A 22,487-nucleotide genomic window follows, 5' to 3' on the forward strand; every position below is an offset into this window, starting at 1 on the left:
CTTTTTTCCATCTTCATGACACGATTCTGTGATTTGAAGCGTATGAATGGTAGAGCCAAGGAGGCTGAGAACGTGCGAAAAGAAAGTAATGGTAACTGGTATACAGCTCGTCTTCGTGTACGTTATCAGGAGAGCGACCAGATGGGGGTTGTCTATCATGCGAACTACCTGAACTGGTTCGAGATCGGCCGTACCGAGATGATTCGCCAAATGGGGTATACATATCGTAAAATGGAGGAACAGGCACTGTTGCTTCCTGTAACCGGTCTGGATGTGAAGTATCATAAACCGGCGCGGTACGATGACGAGATCATCATTTTCACTCGAATCACTGCTTTTAGCGGCTTGCGCCTGAATTACGAGTACGACATAAGACGTATGTCTGAGGAAGATGATGCTTCACTCGCTGTCGGTGAACGGGTGTGGGCACATGATGAATCACTCCCAGGTGAACGATTGGTGACGGGATCTACCCAGCATGTGTGGGTGAATACAGACTGGAAGCCGGTTAGACTGGATAAGGTCGCTTCAGAGCTATACAGCGCGCTTGAAAAGGTGTGGTTCTCAGGAAAGGAGTAACATATCAATGCGAAAATGGATGTGGGCTTTACTTTTATTAATTCCGGTAATTGAGCTGTTTGGTTTCATTCTGATGAGTGATTGGATCGGAGCCGGAAAAACATTGCTTCTTATGATTCTCACGTCCTTGATTGGTATAGCCATGTTGCAGTTTGAAGGGCGTAAGGTATTGATGGACGCCAAACAGGAGATGGAACGCGGCAAGGTGCCTGGGCGGAAAATGGTCGATGGTCTTTTCGTTTTTGTCGGCGGATTCTTGCTGTTGATCCCTGGTTTTGTGACCGATCTCATCGGTTTTACGTTAGTATTTCCATTAACACGTCCAGTATATCGGTTATTCTTCCTGGGCTGGTTGGAGAAAAAGATGAGAAACGGCAGCATTACATTTTATCGCCGTCCGAAATAGGAGAGCATCTATCTCGTTTAAACCAAAAGTCTCCGTTCTGCAGACACCTTCTGCTTGGAACGGAGACTTTTTTTGCATTAGTTTAACTGGAAAAGGATTGTGATTAATGCTCTTCAATCAGACTCATCGGACTCTGCCATTAATGATATAGGTCCTGAGGTCACGAAGTACATTGGCACGGTTAAAGGCATCGAGAATCACAAGACTCACCGGACCGATAATGAGGCCTAGCACACCAAATAGCTTTAAACCAACAAACATGCCTACTAACGTTGCAAGTGGGTCTAGTCCCACACTACTAGCAAGAACTTTCGGTTCAATGATCTGCCGGGCAATAAGCAGGATAAGATAGATCACACTAATACCGATGCCAAGATAGATATCCCCGTTCATGAACAAATACGCCGCCCAAGGTACCATTACCAGACCGACACCAAGATAGGGGAGCAGGTCGACCAGACCAATCAGCAGAGCGATCGTGAACGCTGACTTGACTTGAAGGATAAGTAACCCAATCATGACGAACAGCGCTGTAATCGAGATCATGATCAGCTGTGCGCGTACATAACCAAAGAGGGCTTTTTTGAGATCATTCCAGATATCAGAGATCGGTTTGCGAACCGCTGAAGGAACCCAGCCAGAGACTGTGATGCTATGACGCGTCCAGCCTTTACTAATGAAGAAAGTAGATAGCAGCACCACGATGAGAACCGCACCCATATTAGGCAGCGAGGTAAGCAGATTTAGAATCAGGTTGAAAAAACCAGTAACAAGGTCGCTTACTGCTGTTCCTACGGTCTCTGTTGTTTTGCTGATGTTACTATTAATGGTTTCTTGATAATTCGGGTTTTCTTTGTAAAAATCGTTAATCTGCGCGATCAAACTTTGGATCGTATCGTTCTGCGTCCAGCGTACAAACGTTTCTTTGATTTCGTCCACATGCAGATCGAAACTGGTGGTTAGTGAAATGACTTCTTTAACCATACGAGTAACAGCCGCAGATAAAATTACAGCGATTGCCCCAAAATACAATAGAAGTGATAAGGTAACCGCGAGCCAGCGTGGAAAACGGAGCCTGTTCTGGAGCAACTTTACGAGCGGATTCATCGCGTAGGCAATAATCCAGGCAATAACAAAAGGATATAACAGCGGGAACAACAGATATACGGCTACGGCGATCAGAAAGGTAGCTACAATAACCCACAGACCGCGAAGCAGACGTTTGAGAATGATTCGATCCAAGGTTCAACTCCCCTTTATTCAGTCAAGAGCTTATCTTATTAATATAGAGCAATCGTAAGCTTTTGAAACGCCAAAAAGAACAGTCTGCAACCGTGTGCCGGAATCCTGCTTAGCACATCGTCTGCCTAAAGTATGCCTGAGGTTTACAAATTATAGCAATGGATTTTGTGACTATATTTTGGTTTGATTTCTCTAATGACATAAATTGTTTAGTACACATTAAATCCCAACCCTGCTTGTGTAAAGGTTTTCAAAAATGCTTTATCGGTCCGATAAATATGTTTGATGTGCGAATGAACTCTCATCATGTTCACATAAACGACAAAATCCAGTATGATGATATAAGTAAATACCGATTGACAGATAAGAAAACCGAATTTTGACAACTTAGGTCATTTTTAAAATGAAACGGTTTACAAAAGAGGTTAGGTGCATTTCGGCACTGATATGACTTAGAATGATTTCTGATTTCGCTTATTAAAGGAGAGATGTAATATGACAGCTACCAAAGGTCTGGAAGGCATCGTTGCAACAACCTCTTCGATCAGCTCTATTGTAGACGGTGTGCTTACATACCGTGGATACGATATCGATGATTTGGCTGAACATGCAAGTTTTGAAGAAGTTGCTTATTTGCTCTGGTTTGGCAAATTGCCAACAGCAGATGAATTGAAGTCACTTCGTAAAAGTCTGAGCGATTACGCGCCGATTCCAAGCGAATTGATCGCCCAAATCAAGTTGTATCCAAAACACATCAGCACGATGGCAGCTCTACGCTCTGCAGTCTCCGCGCTTGCGCTCTATGATGAGCAAGCCGACGAGATGACAGAAGCTGCGAACGAAAACAAAGCAGTGAAGTTGCAAGCGCAATTGCCAACCATTGTAGCGGCAATCTCACGTATTCGTAAGGGGCAAGAGCCTGTGGCTCCAAAAGAAGGCGCTTCCATCGCTGAGAACTTTTTATACATGATGACAGGAGAAGAGCCGTCCGAAACCGCGGTAAAAGCACTTGATCAGGCTCTTGTTCTGCATGCAGATCACGAGCTGAATGCTTCAACATTTGCTGCCCGCGTTACGGTAGCGACCCTGTCTGATATTTACTCAGGCGTAACTTCTGCGATCGGTGCACTCAAAGGGCCTTTGCATGGTGGTGCAAACGAAGCTGTTATGAAAATGCTGGACGAGATCGGTACACCGGATCGTCTGGAAGCGGCTATTCAGGAAAAACTGAATAACCGTGAGAAAATCATGGGCTTTGGACACCGCGTATACAAAAATGGTGACCCACGTGCAAAGCATTTGCAGAAGATGTCCAAAGAACTGGGTGAGATGAACAACGATACCCGTTTGTATGAGATGTCCGTGAAGATTGAAGAAATCGTGACAGGCCAAAAAGGTTTGAAGCCAAATGTCGATTTCTATTCCGCTTCCGTATACACTCAACTGAAGATTGATCAGGAATTGTTCACACCGATCTTTGCGATTAGCCGCGTGTCCGGTTGGACAGCGCATATTCTGGAGCAACTTGCAGATAACCGTATTATCCGTCCGCGTGCCGAGTACACGGGCCCAACAGATCAGAAATACGTTTCCATCGATCTTCGCTAAACTTTAGCAAAAACAGTATAATCATATAGATGAGGCGAGGGGCTTGTGAATGCGAGGCTGTACTGCCGAGTAGAGACAGCCCTTCCTTCCTGCAAAAATGTGGTATGCTTCATACTGTGAAACCAAAACTTAGGAGGAATTGTAATTATGAAATTGGAAAAATTTGCACTCCCAACTGAAGGCGAAAAAATTCAAATTGACAACGGTACGCTTCAAGTACCTAATAATCCAATCATTCCATTCATCGAAGGTGACGGTACAGGCCGTGACATCTGGAAAGCTTCTGTACGTGTTCTGGATGCAGCAGTAGAAAAAGCATATAACGGTACTAAAAAAATTGCTTGGTATGAAGTGTTTGCTGGTGAGAAAGCATTCAATACATACGGAGAGTGGTTGCCGAACGATACGCTCGAAGCGATTCGTGAGTACATCGTAGCCATCAAAGGACCTCTGACTACGCCAATCGGCGGCGGTATCCGTTCCCTGAACGTGGCACTTCGTCAAGAGCTTGACCTGTACACTTGCCTGCGTCCTGTACGTTATTTCAATGGTGTACCTTCCCCGGTTAAACGTCCTGAGCTGGTTGACATGGTTATTTTCCGTGAAAACACAGAGGACATCTATGCAGGTATCGAGTACGCTGAAGGTTCTGAAGAAGTGAAAAAAATGATCCAGTTCTTGCAACAGGAAATGGGTGTTAACAAAATTCGCTTCCCTGAAACTTCCGGTATCGGTATCAAACCTGTATCTGAGGAAGGTTCGAAACGTTTGGTTCGTGCAGCGGTACAATATGCTGTTGACCATAACCGCAAAACCGTTACTTTGGTACACAAAGGTAATATCATGAAATTCACTGAAGGTGCCTTCAAAAACTGGGGTTACGAAGTGGCTGAAGCAGAATTTGGCGACAAAGTATTCACTTGGGCACAATACGATGTAATCAAAGAAAAAGACGGTACAGATGCAGCTAATGCAGCGCAAAAAGCAGCTGAAGATGCTGGAAAAATCATCGTAAAAGATGCCATTGCTGATATCGCTCTGCAACAAGTATTGACTCGTCCGGGTGAATTCGATGTGATCGCTACATTGAACCTGAACGGTGACTATCTGTCCGATGCTCTTGCAGCGCAAGTTGGCGGAATTGGTATCGCACCTGGTGCGAACATCAACTATGTAACTGGACATGCTATCTTCGAAGCAACACACGGTACTGCACCTAAATACGCAGATAAAGATGTCGTGAACCCTGGTTCCGTAATCCTCTCCGGCGTAATGTTGCTTGAGCACCTGGGCTGGCAAGAAGCGGCTAACCTGATCTACAAAGGCATGGAAACATCCATCAACAATAAAACGGTAACGTATGACTTTGCACGTCTGATGGACGGCGCAACAGAAGTGAAATGTTCCGAATTCGCTGATCAAATCATTAGCAACCTGTAACAAAAACCTGTAAGGGGAGATGTGAATCGTGACTATTCAGCGCAAAAAAATCACAGTCGTTGGTGCCGGTTTTACCGGTGCTACAACTGCACTGATGCTTGCCCAGAAGGAACTCGGGGATGTTGTTCTGGTTGATATTCCTCAACTGGAGAATCCGACCAAGGGTAAAGCACTCGATCTGCTGGAGGCTAGCCCTGTGCAAGGGTTCGACAGTCATATCGTGGGAACTTCCAACTACGAGGATACAGCTGGTTCAGACATTGTGATCATTACAGCGGGAATTGCCCGCAAACCGGGCATGAGCCGTGACGATCTGGTGAATACGAATGCAGGTATCGTGAAGTCCGTGTGTGAAAATGTGAAAACATATTGCCCTGAGTCCATTGTCATTATTCTGAGCAACCCGGTAGATGCAATGACGTATGCAGCGTATCAGACACTCGGTTTTCCGAAAAACCGCGTGATCGGACAGTCGGGTGTTCTCGACACCGCCAGATACTGTACGTTCATTGCGCAGGAGTTAAATGTATCCGTAGAGGATGTGCGTGGCTTTGTGCTTGGCGGTCATGGCGACGATATGGTACCACTCGTTCGTTATTCGAGTGTAGGCGGTATTCCAATTGATACCCTGATTCCAGCAGATCGCATTGATGCGATTGTGCAACGTACCCGTGTAGGCGGCGGTGAGATTGTTAACCTGCTGGGTAATGGCAGTGCATACTATGCTCCGGCAGCTTCACTGGTCCAGATGACGGAGGCCATTTTGAAGGACAAAAAACGCATTATTCCGGTTATTGCTTATCTTGAAGGTGAGTATGGATATCAGGATCTGTTCCTCGGTGTGCCAACTGTTCTGGGAGGCAACGGAATTGAGAAGATTTTCGAACTGGAGTTGACAGCCGAAGAAAAAGCAGCGCTTGATACGTCTGCAGATTCGGTGCGTAATGTCATTTCAATCGTTAATATTTAAGTTTTGAAGAATTTTTGAACATGAAAAGTGAGAAAACCTCCGTAAATACGGAGGTTTTCTTTTCTTTGGATAAGTTCCCCAGTATAATAAAATGTGATATACAGCACAGCGAATATGTTGAGGAGGATGAAAATTTTGACAATGATTATGTATTTGCTCCATATCGTCGGAGCACTGGCCATGGGATTTTATCTTATTTTGCCATTCGTGGTCGGTAAAATTCGCACATTGAGCTTGCCAGCACAGGAGGGAGCATTCGCGTCACTTCGTTCCTTAAACAAAGTTGCACAGTATGCGCTTGTTATTCAGCTTCTTACAGGTGGTTATCTGATGACAAAGGGAGATTACTCCCACATCTGGATGGCTGTTGTCGTAGTAATTCTTCTCGCGATTGCAGCCATTGGCGGAATTATGGGTAAACCGTTACGTCTTGCCGCAGAAGGCGTGAAAAGTAATAAGGATGTAACACCATACCAAAGTAAAATTCGTACGTTCAGCACGTTGCTTGCCGTGTTCTTGCTCATCATGGTGTACCTGATGGTGGACAGATCCATTTTCTAATAGGAGAATAAGAGGCTTCAGGGTCTAATGTTGATTCTCAACCGATAACTATGAGTATAAGGTGAAGCGTTTGCACATGTTCAGGGCAAGTGGTAGCGCTAAAAGCTATTGCTAATGAAACATGTACACTTTTAACCATGTGGCGTGAGTAACGCCGGGTTCTATTGAATCAAACCGCACAGTTATACAAACAAACAGACAGCCTGCAAAGGCTGTCTGTTTGTTTTGTGATCTTTTATTCAATGACTGCCGGGAACCTGAATACCTTGCTACTCATCATTAGCTAACACCGGCACCATAAACTCGTACTGCATTTCGGCCATTCCGTTTGGACTCATACAGGGCGTGATCGGCGTCACGTAGCAAAGATTCCAGAGTATCCGACTCGCCAACCGTTTGGGAGACACCAAAGCTGGCGGTGACCGGAATGGACTTGCCCTCTAGGTTGAGCGGTTGATTTAACAAAGCCATTCGCAACTGCTCTGCAAGAGTATATGCTTCCTGGAGTACCATGTTCGGCAAAGCGATAACGAATTCCTCTCCGCCGTAACGGGCGAATAACATTTCACTGTTTAAATAACGATTGCACACGGATACAACATGAACGATGGCTTGGTCACCCGCATCATGACCATACGTGTCGTTGATACGCTTGAAATGGTCAATGTCAAACAAGATAAAAGAGACGGGGTGAAAATTAAGCCGGGCTTCTTGAAGCCATTCTCTTCCTTTGTTCAAAAATTGAGTCCGATTGTATATTTTGGTTAAACCATCGAAATAAGCTAGTTGTTTCAATTGTTCTTGTAAAAAACGTTGTTCGGTAATGTCGATTAGCATAATGAGAATACCGACAACTTGAGGAGTTTTGTTAAATACATAAGACGTCCTGACTTGGTAACAGACGGTTTCTCCGTTTAATTGCCAGTACAAGTCGGTTTGCAGCCCTTCTCTTTCATATTCAACGGGAAAGGTCTCTCCTGCAAGACGAAGCCAGATGTCATTCAAGGGTTGCCCAACCATCGATGTTTCAATCTCAGGTAACATCAGTCTTAGGGATCTGTTGAAATCGACAAGACGATAGGAACTATCCAGCACAAGAACCCCTTCGCGCATACTTTCAAAAATACTTTCTTTGGCGATCGGTACAATGGTTAACAGTCTGGAGGACAGAATAGCCCAGATATACATAGCCGATGTAACACACATCAGAACGGGAACTGGGTCGAGGCCAAACGGAGTCACGCCAAGTAAGTACACAAATGCAGCAACCATCGGAATAATCTGCGACACAATTAACGTAAGCAGTTGACGACGGTACATCTTTTTGGTGTGACGCCATTGCCCAATTAAGATAAGGCCAGCACATAAAAGGCAGGAAAACGTAAATGCACCATGGACAACATACCATTGACCAATATCCATCGCCATGACGGGGACTGTGCTATCCTCACGTAACCATACTCTTTTGTAATAGAGATGATGCCAATCATTCGTAGCAACCAGAAAGACGGTAATGGAAGGAATGATGAATAAGGCTGACGTCAGCCATTTAGACAACTTTTTTCCAGTGTAATGAATCATGAGAAGCAGGCCAAGCGGTGCAGAGATCGGCATACCGATATATTGGACGATATTCCAGAACTTCATCTGTTCCAGTGTATTACTGGCGAGGCCGATGGCATATCCGAAGGTATATACGGACAGGGAAGCCGTGTACAGGATAAAGATGTTGGCGTTTGGAAAATGGGCTCTTCTAAAGTACGTATACATACACAGAAACAGATTCAGCACGGCTGACGTGGTCACAAGTGTAATGTATGAAGTAATATGCGATTCCATGTTCAGATCTCCATGTCAAATTAGATTGTTGTCGTATTGAAGCAAATGAGATGATGCTGCTAATCACGCTAGGTGACTTAAAAAAGATGAATATAATCTCCACACTGTACATTGTACATCAGCCATATCTGCTTAGGAACACCATTTGCATGATGAAACAGATCAATTTTGAAAAAATTTCGAATATTCACAAATGCAGATGATGACGAAATACAAAGTTTGGATTTCCATATATGTGGTAAATAAGGAATGACAGTAATTATGAGGGTTCGCATTGCTGTCCAGGAGAAGAATAATCTGGTCGGTTCATGCCATCCTACAGAATGAGACTAATGAGACTTATGACGAATGAGAGACAAGGAAGCATGTTATTTGTGTCCAAGTCTTCTTAAAATCAAACATGTTCATTTTGAAAGGAGAAGGTACAATGTCAAGCACTACCCAGCAAAAACAACAAACGATGCCTGCACAACATCAGGATCAGCGTCCGGGGATTGAATCCAAAATGAATCCCAAGCCTGAATTCGAGAGGGCGCAGTATAAGGCAGCAGGCAAACTATTGGACAAAGTGGCTTTGATTACGGGAGGAGACAGCGGAATTGGACGGGCTGTTGCTGTTACGTATGCCAAGGAAGGCGCCGATGTGGCGATTGTATATCTGAGTGAGCATGAGGACGCCAAGGAAACGAAACGTCAGGTGGAGCAGGAAGGGCGCAAGTGTGTGCTTATCGCAGGTGACATCGGTGATGTGAATTTTGCGAAGAAAAGTGTTCAACAAACGGTCGATGAACTTGGCAAACTCGACATTGTCGTTAACAATGCGGCTGAGCAACATCCGCAACAAAACCTGGAGGATATTACGCCAGAGCAACTGGAAAAAACGTTCCGTACCAACATCTTTGGTATGTTTTATGTTACACAGGCGGCTATGCCACATCTTAAACAAGGTAGCACCGTCATTAACACAACATCGATAACCGCTTATCGGGGAAGCCCGACGTTACTGGATTATTCGTCAACCAAAGGGGCAATTACATCCTTCACCCGTTCATTGTCGATGAATCTGATTGAAAAGGGGATTCGTGTGAACGCCGTAGCTCCTGGTCCGATCTGGACACCCTTGATACCTTCGACATTTGATGAGAAGAAAGTAAGTGAATTCGGAGCAACGCAACCGATGAAACGTCCAGGACAGCCGGATGAATTGGCACCAGCTTATGTGTACCTCGCGTCTGATGACTCTTCTTATGTCAGCGGACAGGTGATGCATGTGAACGGCGGCGAAGTCGTTAACGGCTAGGTGATGCACCGGGCAAATGGCATTGCGGAACGGGGGAGGATAGTCGCTGTATTGAGAAGAGAAAGACGGGACGCTAAAGCATAGTGGCGTCCCGTCTTTCTTTATATATTTTTTTCAAATAAGAAGAGGGTTCCGAACAGGGGAGGCAGGTTGAAGTCCTATCTATTGTAAGATGTGATTTACAAAAGTCTGTATCTGCGTTGATATATTTATGATACCTTATACAGGTCTGACTTTAAAGCAATGGAGTGACTCAGAGGGGAAGCAGGCAGACGTATTGCTATTTTACATGGAAAGATATCTCATTAGATGTGATATGATAAACCGGATAACCTATTCGGGAGGCACTCATATGAAGATTAGCAAACAAGAGGCATCACATTATATATGGGGAGCTCAGTGCGATGGCTGGCATCTGGTTCAAGGCGAGACACTGAGTGTGATTCATGAGCGAATGCCCGCAGGCACGACAGAAACAAGGCATGTACATGTGAAGAGTCGCCAATTCTTTTTTGTTCTTAGCGGTGAGGCTTGTATGGAGCTGAATGGAGAGACCTATGTGCTGGAAACACATGAAGGCATCGAAATCCCGCCGGGAGCACCCCATCAGATGCAAAATCGAAGTGCACAAGATGTGGAATTTCTAGTTATATCACATCCAACGACACGCGGTGACCGCAACGAACTAAATGGATAAATAATGGTTTGTTTTCATCATTTGAATTTACTCATTTACATATGGACGAAGAGTGCAGAAAAAACCTGAAGATAACAGGGATTGGAAGGTTATTCTGTCATCAGAGTGGTTATGTAAATTGTCTTGTTGTTCAACGGACTAAAATATAACAGAAGGAAGAGATTAATGAGACCGTTTCGCATTCGCCTCGCTCTAATCATGATGGTACTCATTGGCGTATCCGTCATTGTAGCCGGATATACGATGGGCAGAGTTTTCAAGACTACTCATATCGCCGCACTGGAACAAACGATGGTGCGTGAGATTAATTTGTTAAAAGCGACATTCCCTTTTCATGATGCTTCCAATCCGACATCAGCGGAAACTCGGAAATATTACTCGGACCGAGCGCTGGAACTGGATCGTCTAACAGACTCGCGAGTAACTTTTATTAATAAAGACGGCATAGTCATTGGCGATTCCGAGAGCGATCCTGCAACAATGGATAATCACTTGAACCGGGAAGAGATCCGGACGGCTACGGAAGGGACTTTTGGACAGTCCATCCGATATAGTGCAACGTTAGGGCAGGACATGCTGTATGTCGCGCTGCCTGTTAATTCGGATCAAAGTGACATGATTGAAATGCCAAGTGGCAAATTCGACGGTTTTATTCGTCTGTCTATGAGTTTGCAAGCGGTGGATCAAGGACTCCAACGCGGATGGATGATTATGTTTGCTGCCCTGGGCCTGCTTTTTCTCATTGTGGCATTTGTCAGTTACCGGGTAGCTAGAGGTCTAACGTCGCCCATTGAGCATATTACCAAAGTGGCACACCGGATTACAAAGCTGGAGTATGATGCGCGAGTAAAAGTTACACGCAGGGACGAGATCGGCCAGCTGGGACTGGCGATTAACGGCATGGCAGATAGTTTGCAGTCCCAGCTCAAAACGATCCGAGACAATGAAGCATTGCTTCAAAGTGTGTTGGCGAATATGACGGGCGGGATCGTCATGATTGATGCAACGCAATCGATTGCACTGGTTAATCGGGAAGCGGAGCGTATGCTCGGCATTCAGGCCGTGAAGGTTACAGGAAGACCTTACACGGAACTCAAGCGGCATTACGAGCTGACACGCACGATTGAAGAGAGCGTTGCTAATCAGGAACGGATGCACGAAGAAGTAAGTGTATTTAACCCGGAAGAACGGTTGATAAGGCTGGATGGTGTACCGATGTCAGAAGACAATGGCGGATATCGGGGAATGTTATTCCTGCTACAGGATGTAACTGCGATTCGCAGATTGGAATCCATGCGTAGCGAATTTGTGGCCAATGTCTCGCATGAACTCAAGACACCTGTGGCAGCAGTGAAGGGATTTGCAGAAACCTTACTAAGCGGCGGTGTACAGGATAAGGAGACGGAACGTTCTTTCCTGCAGATTATTTATGATGAAGGTGATCGACTAAACCGCTTGATTGGAGATATTCTGGAGTTGTCCAAGATTGAATCGAAACGTGCACCGCTGGAATGTTCACCAGTTCATGTGCATTCCTTCTTCGAAATGGTGCTTGGAACTTTATCCAAGGTAGCGGAGAAAAAGCAGATTCGTCTGGAAATGAATGTACCGGAGGAACTGTATATTGAAGCGGATGAGGACAAAATGAAGCAGATTTTCATTAATCTGTTATCCAACGGCATTAACTATACACCTGAGGGTGGAAGGGTGAAACTCCAGGTGAAGATGGATCAGACGAGTGAGGAAGAGCAGGTGGTTTTCTCGGTGTCCGACACAGGAATTGGTATTCCCAAGAAGGATTTGCCGCGAATCTTTGAACGTTTCTACCGTGTAGACAAAGGCCGATCACGGAATTCGGGAGGAACAGGACTTGGACTCTCTATCGTTAAACACCTGGTGGAGCTTCATCATGGTAAATTGTCGGTCGAAAGTGAACTAGGGATGGGAAGCACCTTCCGGGTAATCCTGCCTTTAATTCAAGAAGAAGAAGTCTAGTTTTACTTTGGAAAGAAAAAGGTAGGCTTAGAGAAGCAAAATGTAAAATGAGCCATTTGCTTTACACAGCGTTAACAAATTAGTGCTATGATAGAAAAAGTGTTGTGGCAACAGACAACCTATGAAGAGAGAAGGGGTATCATGGCACAGCGTTTGCTGGTTATTGAAGATGAACCGACATTATCGAGATTACTTACGTATAACCTGACACAGGAAGGTTATGACGTAACGGCAGAGGATCATGGGTCAGCAGGATATGACCGGGCCTTGTCTCAGGATTTCGATTTGATTCTACTGGATCTGATGCTGCCAGGCATGAATGGTCTGGATATTTTGAACAAACTGCGTATTCAGGGAGTAAGCACTCCTGTCATTATTCTTACCGCCAAGAACGGTGAAGCCGAGGTTGTGCAAGGGCTGAAATCGGGTGCAGATGATTACATTACGAAACCGTTTGGTGTATCCGAGCTTTTGGCACGTGTAGATGCGGTACTCAGACGTTATTCGAATGGCGACGATTTACCGCAGCCTGAGGATAAAGACGGCTCACGTATTATTCTTGGTGAACTTGAAATTTATCCGTTGAAGTATGAAGTGACTCTGGGAGGGCAATCGATCAGCCTGCGTCCGAAGGAGTTCGAAGTCCTATTATATCTCGCTAAAAAACCTGGCGTGGTGCTCACCCGGGATGACCTGATGAATGCGGTCTGGGGTTTTGATTATATCGGAGGTCAGCGGACCGTGGATGTACACGTCAGTTCATTACGTAAAAAGCTGGAGCTTGACCCTGAATCCGTTCATATCGATTCCATCCGTGGCGTAGGTTATAAATTGGTTGTCAAAAGAAAAACTCCCCATCATTCTAGTTAAATGATCGGGGAGTTTTATTTTTACCTCCTTTTTACACAAAGGAAGATTTTTCTTCATTTATGGGGAGTAGGATGAGGTTATCCAAGTGATACTTTGTACCTAAAAACCCACCTTAGGGCGGAGCTAACACGTAAAGGAGAATGTGTAATTATGCCCATGTTGTTAGAAGCTAGACCTGAGAATCTGGATGTTAGTTTACAAAAAGGGGAAGAAACATCGTTCGTGCCTGAGTTGGAATCGGACGAATCAACAAGTGAAGTTCAGGAGGAACATGCCGTTTCTTTGACTGATTATTTCCGTCAGGTGCCTATAGCTAGGGGAGATACTACTTGCGGAGATGCTGCGGCGATGTTAAGTGATGGACTGGAGCATCCATGTATTGTGCTCTGTGATGAACACATGAAACCGATAGGATTATTGATGCGTGAGAGCTTGTATCGTTTACTGAACGGAAGGTTCGCAGCGGACTTATTTTATCGTAAACCGATTATGAATGTAGCTAACGCATCACCGGTTATTGTAGATATACATATGGAACCCGCCGCTATTATTGACGCCGCGCTTCGGCGGGACGAGGATCATTTTTATGACTGCCTGCTCGTAACGGAACAGGATCGCTTGCTTGGTGTACTCACGATCCGTGATGTGATGTCGCTTTCTCGTAAACTTCAGCAGAAGGCATCCGCAGATCGCATATGCACCGTGACGGAGAGTGGACAGGAAATTTCACGCATTCATGACGCTGTAACCAAACTGGTTCAAGCGGCGAATCAGACCGTACAGGAAGCAGGGCAAGTTATCCTCTTGTCCAATGAGGGAGAAGGGCGTCTGCGTCAAGTTGAGTCTTCCTACCTTCAGGTTCATGAGCATATGGGGGATCAGGGCAAACACGCAAGTCAGATGCTCGAATCCATCAAAACGGGTGCAGGCATGGCGCGTTCCATTCGAACGCTGGCGGATCAGAGCGGGCTTTTGGCACTGAATGCATCGATAGAGGCTGCGCATGCCGGAGAATACGGCCGGGGGTTCCAGATTGTTGCCGGAGAGATCCGGGCACTTGCCAAACAGACACGAGAAGTGGCTGGAAACATGACCGTATTGCTTCAGGATATTGAAAGTTTAACCCAGCAGACCGTATCCCTCATTCAGGCGAGTGGTACTGAAATCGATGAGAGTGCGCAGTATGTGCAGGAAGGTGCGGCAGCGTTTGGGAAGTTAAATCATGCGGTAAAAGCTTTGTCCTGCATCGTGGAGACCATTGCTGCTGAAGGCGGGGAAGCTGGCAGGGTCGCAGAGAATATCCAGTTGAAGCTGAAAGCCATGATTACGGATCATTCCGAGCTGTGAACTAAAGCACAACCGAGGCACAGCGTATAACGGAAATCGCGCAGATCAAAAAAGAGAGACCTGGGACGTTGAACTAACGGACTAGGTCTTCTTCAGGTGTTTTTACATTCCGTTAACATGAAGGTGGTACTGTTTTTACAATGTTACGTTAGGATATTAAAGATGACTGTGCTGATTGGTAGAGAATATGAACGCCGGTCTCAACGTAAAGGGAATCCGATGATCCCTGCAACGAAGGAGAAGTGAGCATCCATGAAAGACCTCATTCACATTGATGGACTTAATTTATACTATGATACGCATCACGCGCTTAAAAATATATCGATGGATCTGCCGGAGAAAACCGTCACAGCGTTTATCGGGCCGTCAGGCTGCGGTAAATCGACATTGCTCCGTACGTTGAACCGGATGAATGACATGATTCCGGGTGTTCGTGTGGAAGGACAAGTTATGCTGAACGGTTCGGATATTTACAGTAATGAAATTGAAGTGGAGACGCTGCGCAAACGGGTAGGAATGGTATTCCAACAGCCGAACCCTTTTCCAAAATCGATCTATGACAACGTGGCGTACGGACCACGTCTGCACGGCGTAACCCAAAAAGCAGAACTGGATAAACTCGTCGAACAGAGTCTGGTTCATGCGGCATTGTGGGATGAAGTGAAGGATGTGCTGAAAAAATCGGCGTTAAGCCTGTCTGGTGGACAGCAACAACGTCTGTGCATCGCACGTGCACTGGCTGTACAGCCGGATGTGTTGTTGATGGACGAAGCAACTTCGGCGCTGGACCCGATCTCCACGCTGAAAATCGAGGAATTGGTCAAAGAGTTGCATCATAAATATACCATCGTCATGGTTACGCACAACATGCATCAGGCCGCGCGAGTATCTGGACGAACGGTGTTTTTCCTGAATGGTGAAGTGGTGGAGGCAGCTGATACGGAGACGTTATTCTCCACACCGCAAGATTCCCGGACCGAGGACTATATATCCGGTCGGTTTGGTTAAGGCGAGCTGAACAGGATGATCCCGGCTTACCCGGAGATGATGGAGAAGGAGGACATGAAATCTATGATTCGCAGAAAAGAATTTGATCAAGAGCTGGAAGAACTGCGCTCCCTGCTGAAACAAATGGGGGAACATGTAGGAAATGCCTTGGACGGTGCGATTGAGAGTTTGCAGACATTGAATGTAGAGAAAGCTCAGATCATCATTAAGAATGATGCGAATCTCAATGCCCTTGAGGACAAAATCATGGAGCTGGGCTCCAAGCTTATTATTACACAGCAGCCCGTTGCGAAGGATTTAAGACGTATTATCGTGGCCTTCAAAATCTCCAGTGACTTGGAGCGTATGGGCGATCTGGCCCTCGACGTGGCAAAGGTAACGATCCGTATGGAAGGTCAAGAGCTGATCAAGCCGCTGGTGGATATTCCACGTATGGCGGAAGTGGTGAAATCCATGATTGATGAGTCCATTGAGTCCTATTTGAAAGAAAATACCGATCTGGCCTATAAAATGGCACAAACCGATGATCAAGTAGATCAGTTGTACAGCAATATGATTCGTGACCTCTACACGTTAATGACTGAACATCCAACGAATGCATCTCAGGCTATGTTGCTCTTGATGGTTGGGCGTTACATTGAACGTATTGGTGACCATGCGACCAACATTGGTGAGAGCACCGTGTACCTGGTGACGGGTCAGCGTCCGGACCTGAACCAGTAAGTTGTTCTGGGCAGGCTATGCTGCACAAGCGAGGAATATTAGACATACAAGATAAAATAATATGATCGAAATGGAGAACTTTCTTCCGGCTGGCCTGTGCACAGGCTGACTGGGAAGGAGGTTCTTTTTTTGCGGAAGAAATGTGGTGAGAAGGGGTGTGAAGTTTTTTTGATGTAGGTGGCAGGTATGGTATCATGAGAGTAGGTATGTAAGTACAGTCTGACCATATGATACGCGAGGTGCTGGAATGGACAAGTTTATTCTTATAGATGGAAATAGCATTATTTATCGGGCATTTTTTGCAATGCCTCCTCTGACCAATTCGAAAGGTCTGCACACCAATGCGGTGTACGGATTTACGACGATGCTGCTTCGCTTGCTGGAAGAACACAAGCCTACACATGTGATGGTGGCGTTTGATGCGGGCAAAGTGACGTTCCGTCATGAAGGGTATCAGGAATACAAGGGTGGACGGGAAAAAACACCGCCGGAGTTGTCCGAGCAGTTCCCATTGCTTAAAGAGTTATTGCAAGGCCTCGGGATCGCGCAGTTTGAACTGGCTGGTTTCGAGGCGGATGATATTATCGGAACACTGACCAAACGCGCGGATGATGCAGGCAGACAGGTTCTCGTTGTATCGGGTGACAAGGATATGTTGCAACTTGCTTCCGAGCATGTACATATCGGGCTGACGCGTAAAGGGGTTACGGAGATTGAACTGTACGACCCGGCTCAGATTAAGGAACGTTACGGTCTGACACCACTACAGATCATTGATCTGAAAGGTCTGATGGGCGATGCTTCCGATAATATTCCGGGTATTCCGGGTGTTGGGGAGAAAACGGCGCTGAAACTGCTACACCAGTTTGGATCGGTGGAAGAGGTGCTGAACGGTACGGGTGAACTGAAAGGCAAGATGAAGGAAAAGATTGAAACCCACGCCGATGATGCACGCATGAGTAAACAGCTGGCGACGATTCACCGTGAGGTTCCGCTCGAGCAGACGTGGGATGATATGAAGTTTGATGGATTGAAAGAAGCAAGTGCAGGGCCTGCACTTGCTAAGCTGGAGTTTAAGTCATTGCTGGAGCGCTTGTCCTTTAGCGGTAGCGTGGCTTCCGAGCAAGAGGCTGTTCCAGCGGCTGAGGTTGAATCTACGATTGCAACAGAAGATAACATAGCTGATCTGATGGATATGTTGGATTCGATCGATGTGCTGCATGTGGAAACGCATGGTGACAATCCGCATCAGGCGAAGCTTGTTGGTCTTGCCGTAGGTGCCGGGGAGAAATATACGTTCATATCTCCGGAATTACTAAAGTCTGATGCGGCAACTCCTGTACGGGAATGGCTTGCAAGTGCCGACCAGCCAAAGCGTGGATATGATCTGCATCGTGTGGATTTGGCTTTGCATGCACATGGCATTGAATTCTCAGGTGCATCATTTGATGTGCAGCTTGCTGCTTATTTGCTTGACCCGACCGAGTCGAATCAGACAATCAGCGGGCTGACGTCCAAGTATGGGCTGCCTTCGCTGGTTGAAGACGATACCGTTCTGGGGAAAGGGGCTAAATACAAATTGCCTGATGCGGATGTTTTGGGCGATTTCCTATGCCGGAAAGCCGCTGCGCTGGCCGCGATTATCCCTCTTCAGGAACAAGCGCTGGAGAGCGATGAGATGAATTCACTATTCCATGAGCTCGAAATGCCGTTATCTCGTATTCTCGCCGACATGGAGAAGCAGGGAATCAAGGCGAACACAGAAGACTTACAAGCCCTTGGTCGTGAATTTGAAGGACAGATCGGCAAGCTGATGGCCGAAATCTACAAGTTGTCCGGTACGGAGTTTAATCTGAACTCACCTAGACAACTCGGCGAGATTTTGTTTGACAAGCTGGGCCTGCCTGTCGTGAAGAAAACAAAAACAGGCTACTCCACCGACGCTGAAGTGCTGGAAAAGCTGGCTCCTTATAACGACGTGGTGCAGCACATTTTGCAATATCGCCAGCTTGCCAAGCTGCAATCCACTTATGTGGAAGGTTTGCTGAAAGAGATATCCGACCGGGATGGCAAGGTGCATACGTTCTATCGTCAAACCATTGCAGCAACAGGACGACTGAGTAGCCAGTTCCCGAACTTGCAGAACATTCCGATTCGTATGGAAGAAGGACGCAAAATTCGTAAGGTCTTTGTACCGTCCGAGCCGGGTTGGTCTATTCTCGCAGCCGACTACTCTCAGATTGAACTGCGTGTACTGGCACATATTTCAGATGATGAGCGTCTGAAGGAAGCTTTTGTACATGATATGGATATCCATACGAAGACCGCCTCCGATGTATTCGGCGTGAAGCCGGAGGATGTGGACAGTGACATGCGTCGTTCTGCGAAGGCGGTTAACTTCGGAATCGTATACGGAATCAGTGATTATGGTCTATCGCAAAACTTGAACATTACGCGGAAAGAAGCGGCACAGTTCATCGATCAGTATTTTGAAATATTCCAGGGTGTGCGCCGGTATATGGATGATATTGTGAAGGATGCACGCCGGGACGGTTATGTGAAAACGATGCTGGAACGCCGCCGTTATCTGCCCGAAATCAACGCGAGTAATTTTAATCTACGTTCCTTCGCGGAACGTACCGCGATGAACACACCGATCCAAGGTACTGCGGCTGATATCATTAAGCTGGCGATGGTACAGATGGACGAGGCGCTGCGCGAGCGTAAGCTACAGAGCCGTATGTTACTTCAGGTACACGATGAGCTCGTTTTTGAAGTGCCGGCGGATGAACTGGAGCTGATGAAGGAGCTTGTGCCTTCGGTGATGGAAAAGGCGCTTCCGCTGTCGGTGCCGCTCAAAGCTGAGGTTAGCTTTGGTGAGAACTGGTATGAAGCAAAATAGATAAGAAGGGGTCCCGCTGAGCGTCATCTTCCGTTATAATATAAGGGAGGTGAGAACATCATGCCGGAACTACCGGAAGTCGAAACAGTCAGAAGAACGTTGAATCAACTTATTGTAGGTAAAACGATAGATTATGTTACCGTTAATTTGCCGCGGATTATTCAGCGGCCTGACGATATAGAAGCATTTGCATTGGAACTGGCAGGACATACCGTGATTGGTGTAGAGCGCCGGGGCAAGTTTTTACGGATTTTGCTGGACGGGCTTGTGCTGGTCTCCCATCTGCGGATGGAGGGACGTTATGGTGTGTACCATCAGCACGAAGAGGTGGAGAAACACACTCATGTCATCTTCCACTTCAATGATGGGACGGAATTGCGATACAAGGATGTTCGTCAGTTTGGAACGATGCATCTGTTCAGCGCAGGTGAAGAGCTGGTTTCGAAACCGCTCATGAAGCTTGGACTGGAACCACTGGATGAGGCTTTTACCGTGGACGCGTTCCGCGCTGCAGTGGGGAAACGTACGACCAAAATTAAAGCTGTATTGCTGAATCAGGCATATGTGGTTGGCATCGGGAATATTTATGTGGACGAGGCTCTCTTCCGTGCAGGTATACATCCCGAGACGATTGCGAAGACGCTGACCGAAGCACAGCTGAAGGTTTTACATGAAGCCATTGTGGCTACGCTGCAGGATGCCGTTAATGCAGGAGGTTCCTCGATTAAGTCATATGTTAATGGGCAAGGCGAGATGGGCATGTTCCAGCATCAGCTGAAAATTTATGGCCGTAAAGCCGAGCCTTGCCATACCTGCGGCACATTGATTGAAAAAAGTGTCGTTGGCGGACGTGGGACGCACTTTTGCCCGAATTGTCAACGACTTTGATCTCCCGAACCAGAACTGAATCAATGAAATGATGAAATCATAGCACCCTTGGATTCCTCCCTCCATATACTGATATGGCAGAAATAAGCGGGCATATACCCATACTGACATCATCAGTTGGCACGTACCGCACAGGGGAGGAATCCGGGGTGCTGCATCATTTTATTTCATTACTGGCGCTTGCTTTTGCAGTGAGTTTAGATGGTTTTGGAGTTGGAATTACATATGGACTTCGGAGGACCAAGATTCCGCTCTTATCCATTGCTATCATTTCGCTTTGTTCGGGATTGGTAATCGCGTTATCTATGCAGGTTGGTGTGCTCTTATCTCATGTTGTGTCCCCAGAAGTAGCTTCAATTGTGGGGGCTGTCATTCTCATTGTGATTGGTGCGTGGTCGCTTTTGCAACTGATCAGGCGGCGGGGCAAAGAACGTGAGGAAGCAGAGAGTGAATTGGTGCAGGAGAGATTGCTTCAAGAAAAGGGAACAACGGAGTCGGGGCTTTCATCCAGAAGCAAGAATCAATTAATGGTTCTGGAAGTGCAACCTTCACCAACGGATGGTTCGGTGGAGCGCATGGTATTTACACTGGAATTGCGCAAGCTGGGTGTAGTTATTCAAATTTTGCGCAGCCCGTCCAAGGCGGACATGGATAACTCAGGCAGTATCTCCGCACAGGAAGCGATGTGGCTCGGAATTGCGCTGTCACTGGATGCCTTTGGTGCAGGTCTGGGTGCGGCATTGCTTGGATTTCCTACGCTGTGGACAGCACTGGTGATTGCTTTGTTTAGTGGGGCGTTTCTGTCACTTGGCATGAAGGTAGGATTACGGTTTGCAGCACAGCGCTGGATGCAGAAACTCTCAGTTCTGCCGGCCCTGCTGTTAATGATTATGGGAATATTCAAGTTGTTTTGAGGAGTAATAAAGCTGTTATGAGGTGAGACGATGAATATAGGCTTAACGGGCGGAATCGCAACAGGCAAAAGCAGTGTTTCCGCCTATCTGGCCAGTAAGGGAGCGCTGCTCATCGATGCAGATGTTATTGCCCGGGAAGTTATGTTGCCTGGGCATCCCGTTTTGGCTGCCGCTGTTCAGCGGTTTGGACAAGCTATCTTGAATGAGGACGGAACACTGAATCGGAAAAAGTTAGGGAGTATTGTTTTTCAGCACCCTGAGGAACGTAAAGCGCTTGAGGCCATCACTCATCCGGCGATCCGGAAGGAAATGCGTGAGAGAGCGGCTGCATACGAATTGAAACATCCGGACAAGCTGGTGGTGTCGGATATTCCTTTGCTGTACGAGTCGGGCCTTGAGGAAGGTTTTTCGGAAGTTATGGTCGTATATGTACCTAGAGCAGTACAACTGGAGCGACTGATGAACCGGGATCAGATGACCCAGGCTGACGCCGAAGCACGCATTACGGCTCAGATGGATATTGAACGCAAAAAAGAGCGGGCAGATATCGTTATTGATAACAGCGGATCATGGGCTCAGACGGAGAAGCAGCTTGAATTATTTTTAACGCATAAGGGTTTATTATGAAAATATTGCGTAAAAAACGTGTACTGCTGATCATGTTTGTTTCCTTTGTACTTGTGTTATTTCTAAATACGAACTGGATGGCCTGGTTTTATCCGATTGAATATAAGGAAGAGATTCGGGCGCAATCCCAAAGTTATGAGGTTGATCCGTTTCTGATCGCTTCGATTATCAGGGTGGAGACCAATTTCAAGACCAGTAAAGAATCCAAACGTGGTGCGATCGGACTGATGCAGCTCATGCCGGATACGGCGAACTGGATTTTGGAACAAGCCAAAATTCCGGATACTTCGCTTGATGAATTGAAACATGAACCCGGGCGAAATATTCAACTGGGGACATGGTATCTGCGTAATTTGTCAGACCAGTTCGGTGGCAATGAAATTGTGATGATTGCAGCCTATAATGCAGGACCGGGGAAGGTCAGCAGCTGGTTGAAAAATGGTGTATGGGATGGCACACTTGAAACGGTGAAGGATATTCCTTTTGGCGAGACACGCCACTATGTACAACGGGTTATTTACTATTATAATCAGTATGTGAAGATCTACGATACGTTCTAAAGCGATTGCTC

At 46.4% G+C, this 22,487-nt stretch carries 20 protein-coding genes; 18 read left to right on the plus strand and 2 right to left on the minus strand.

Annotated elements, in window-relative coordinates:
- Positions 1-42: 42 nt before the first annotated feature.
- Positions 43-579: a thioesterase family protein gene (locus tag MKY23_RS09365; RefSeq protein WP_090920519.1), complete on the plus strand. Its 537-nt coding sequence runs from the start codon at positions 43-45 to the stop codon at positions 577-579.
- 1 nt (position 580) lies between these two features.
- Positions 581-985, plus strand: coding sequence for an FxsA family protein (locus MKY23_RS09370; protein WP_090920522.1), 405 nt, complete (start codon positions 581-583; stop codon positions 983-985).
- 123 nt (positions 986-1,108) lie between these two features.
- On the opposite strand, the gene ytvI is transcribed toward MKY23_RS09370, so the two are convergent.
- Entirely contained in the window at positions 1,109-2,227 is a 1,119-nt protein-coding gene (gene ytvI / locus MKY23_RS09375) for a sporulation integral membrane protein YtvI (protein ID WP_090920232.1), read from the minus strand.
- 495 nt (positions 2,228-2,722) lie between these two features.
- On the opposite strand from ytvI, the gene citZ reads away from it, so the two are divergent.
- The 4 genes from citZ to MKY23_RS09395 all read left to right on the plus strand — a co-directional run bounded on the left by citZ (position 2,723) and on the right by MKY23_RS09395 (position 6,806).
- Positions 2,723-3,835, plus strand: coding sequence for a citrate synthase (citZ, locus tag MKY23_RS09380; protein WP_123064199.1), 1,113 nt, complete (start codon positions 2,723-2,725; stop codon positions 3,833-3,835).
- A gap of 147 nt (positions 3,836-3,982) precedes the next feature.
- A complete protein-coding gene (icd, locus tag MKY23_RS09385; RefSeq protein WP_154958182.1) occupies positions 3,983-5,275 on the plus strand; it encodes an NADP-dependent isocitrate dehydrogenase in 1,293 nt (430 codons plus the stop codon).
- 28 nt (positions 5,276-5,303) lie between these two features.
- Positions 5,304-6,245 (plus strand): malate dehydrogenase, encoded by a 942-nt coding sequence (gene mdh, locus MKY23_RS09390; RefSeq protein ID WP_090920243.1) that lies wholly within the window; start codon positions 5,304-5,306, stop codon positions 6,243-6,245.
- A 135-nt stretch (positions 6,246-6,380) separates the two neighbouring features.
- A complete protein-coding gene (locus MKY23_RS09395; RefSeq protein ID WP_154983046.1) occupies positions 6,381-6,806 on the plus strand; it encodes a hypothetical protein in 426 nt (141 codons plus the stop codon).
- A gap of 279 nt (positions 6,807-7,085) precedes the next feature.
- On the opposite strand, the gene MKY23_RS09400 is transcribed toward MKY23_RS09395, so the two are convergent.
- A complete protein-coding gene (locus MKY23_RS09400; protein ID WP_339837461.1) occupies positions 7,086-8,645 on the minus strand; it encodes a histidine kinase N-terminal 7TM domain-containing protein in 1,560 nt (519 codons plus the stop codon).
- A 427-nt stretch (positions 8,646-9,072) separates the two neighbouring features.
- Here MKY23_RS09400 and MKY23_RS09405 point away from each other — a divergent pair, with 427 nt between their 5' ends.
- The 12 genes from MKY23_RS09405 (at position 9,073) to MKY23_RS09460 (ending at position 22,476) form a co-directional block, all read left to right on the plus strand.
- Positions 9,073-9,945 carry an SDR family oxidoreductase gene (locus MKY23_RS09405; RefSeq protein ID WP_186811654.1) on the plus strand — a complete coding sequence of 291 codons (873 nt, stop codon included), beginning with the start codon at positions 9,073-9,075 and terminating at the stop codon, positions 9,943-9,945.
- Positions 9,946-10,297: 352 nt separating this feature from the next.
- Positions 10,298-10,642 (plus strand): cupin domain-containing protein, encoded by a 345-nt coding sequence (locus MKY23_RS09410; protein ID WP_339837466.1) that lies wholly within the window; start codon positions 10,298-10,300, stop codon positions 10,640-10,642.
- A gap of 165 nt (positions 10,643-10,807) precedes the next feature.
- The gene (locus MKY23_RS09415) at positions 10,808-12,637 is read left to right on the plus strand and encodes an ATP-binding protein (protein ID WP_154958178.1); all 1,830 of its coding nucleotides are present in this window, start codon (positions 10,808-10,810) and stop codon (positions 12,635-12,637) included.
- A 141-nt stretch (positions 12,638-12,778) separates the two neighbouring features.
- Positions 12,779-13,507, plus strand: coding sequence for a response regulator transcription factor (locus tag MKY23_RS09420; RefSeq protein WP_090920260.1), 729 nt, complete (start codon positions 12,779-12,781; stop codon positions 13,505-13,507).
- Between the two features lie 150 nt (positions 13,508-13,657).
- Entirely contained in the window at positions 13,658-14,854 is a 1,197-nt protein-coding gene (locus MKY23_RS09425) for a methyl-accepting chemotaxis protein (RefSeq protein WP_221786463.1), read from the plus strand.
- Between the two features lie 252 nt (positions 14,855-15,106).
- Entirely contained in the window at positions 15,107-15,862 is a 756-nt protein-coding gene (pstB, locus tag MKY23_RS09430) for a phosphate ABC transporter ATP-binding protein PstB (protein WP_090920265.1), read from the plus strand.
- A 63-nt stretch (positions 15,863-15,925) separates the two neighbouring features.
- Positions 15,926-16,585 carry a phosphate signaling complex protein PhoU gene (phoU, locus tag MKY23_RS09435; RefSeq protein ID WP_090920525.1) on the plus strand — a complete coding sequence of 220 codons (660 nt, stop codon included), beginning with the start codon at positions 15,926-15,928 and terminating at the stop codon, positions 16,583-16,585.
- Positions 16,586-16,832: 247 nt separating this feature from the next.
- Entirely contained in the window at positions 16,833-19,487 is a 2,655-nt protein-coding gene (gene polA / locus MKY23_RS09440; RefSeq protein ID WP_154958176.1) for a DNA polymerase I, read from the plus strand.
- A 60-nt stretch (positions 19,488-19,547) separates the two neighbouring features.
- Positions 19,548-20,375, plus strand: coding sequence for a DNA-formamidopyrimidine glycosylase (mutM, locus tag MKY23_RS09445; RefSeq protein WP_090920271.1), 828 nt, complete (start codon positions 19,548-19,550; stop codon positions 20,373-20,375).
- 149 nt (positions 20,376-20,524) lie between these two features.
- On the plus strand, positions 20,525-21,289 hold the full coding sequence (locus tag MKY23_RS09450) for an MntP/YtaF family protein (protein ID WP_186811653.1): 765 nt from the start codon (positions 20,525-20,527) through the stop codon (positions 21,287-21,289).
- Between the two features lie 30 nt (positions 21,290-21,319).
- Positions 21,320-21,916 (plus strand): dephospho-CoA kinase, encoded by a 597-nt coding sequence (gene coaE / locus MKY23_RS09455; protein ID WP_339837473.1) that lies wholly within the window; start codon positions 21,320-21,322, stop codon positions 21,914-21,916.
- Complete coding sequence (locus tag MKY23_RS09460) at positions 21,913-22,476, plus strand: lytic transglycosylase domain-containing protein (protein WP_154958173.1); 564 nt, start codon at positions 21,913-21,915, stop codon at positions 22,474-22,476. The genes coaE and MKY23_RS09460 overlap by 4 nt, the downstream gene beginning before the upstream one ends.
- The last annotated feature ends 11 nt before the right edge of the window (positions 22,477-22,487 follow it).

This window comes from Paenibacillus sp. FSL R7-0272 (genome assembly GCF_037969905.1).
Lineage (GTDB): Bacteria > Bacillota > Bacilli > Paenibacillales > Paenibacillaceae > Paenibacillus > Paenibacillus polysaccharolyticus.

Coding starts and splice junctions, on each gene's coding strand:
- MKY23_RS09460 (WP_154958173.1), top strand. CDS start 21,913: ATGAAAATATTGCGTAAAAAACGTGTACTGCTGATCATGTTTGTTTCC.
- coaE (WP_339837473.1), top strand. CDS start 21,320: ATGAATATAGGCTTAACGGGCGGAATCGCAACAGGCAAAAGCAGTGTT.
- citZ (WP_123064199.1), top strand. CDS start 2,723: ATGACAGCTACCAAAGGTCTGGAAGGCATCGTTGCAACAACCTCTTCG.
- MKY23_RS09420 (WP_090920260.1), top strand. CDS start 12,779: ATGGCACAGCGTTTGCTGGTTATTGAAGATGAACCGACATTATCGAGA.
- phoU (WP_090920525.1), top strand. CDS start 15,926: ATGATTCGCAGAAAAGAATTTGATCAAGAGCTGGAAGAACTGCGCTCC.
- MKY23_RS09400 (WP_339837461.1), bottom strand. CDS start 8,645: ATGGAATCGCATATTACTTCATACATTACACTTGTGACCACGTCAGCC.
- MKY23_RS09425 (WP_221786463.1), top strand. CDS start 13,658: ATGCCCATGTTGTTAGAAGCTAGACCTGAGAATCTGGATGTTAGTTTA.
- polA (WP_154958176.1), top strand. CDS start 16,833: ATGGACAAGTTTATTCTTATAGATGGAAATAGCATTATTTATCGGGCA.
- MKY23_RS09405 (WP_186811654.1), top strand. CDS start 9,073: ATGTCAAGCACTACCCAGCAAAAACAACAAACGATGCCTGCACAACAT.
- MKY23_RS09410 (WP_339837466.1), top strand. CDS start 10,298: ATGAAGATTAGCAAACAAGAGGCATCACATTATATATGGGGAGCTCAG.
- icd (WP_154958182.1), top strand. CDS start 3,983: ATGAAATTGGAAAAATTTGCACTCCCAACTGAAGGCGAAAAAATTCAA.
- pstB (WP_090920265.1), top strand. CDS start 15,107: ATGAAAGACCTCATTCACATTGATGGACTTAATTTATACTATGATACG.
- MKY23_RS09365 (WP_090920519.1), top strand. CDS start 43: ATGAATGGTAGAGCCAAGGAGGCTGAGAACGTGCGAAAAGAAAGTAAT.
- mutM (WP_090920271.1), top strand. CDS start 19,548: ATGCCGGAACTACCGGAAGTCGAAACAGTCAGAAGAACGTTGAATCAA.
- MKY23_RS09415 (WP_154958178.1), top strand. CDS start 10,808: ATGAGACCGTTTCGCATTCGCCTCGCTCTAATCATGATGGTACTCATT.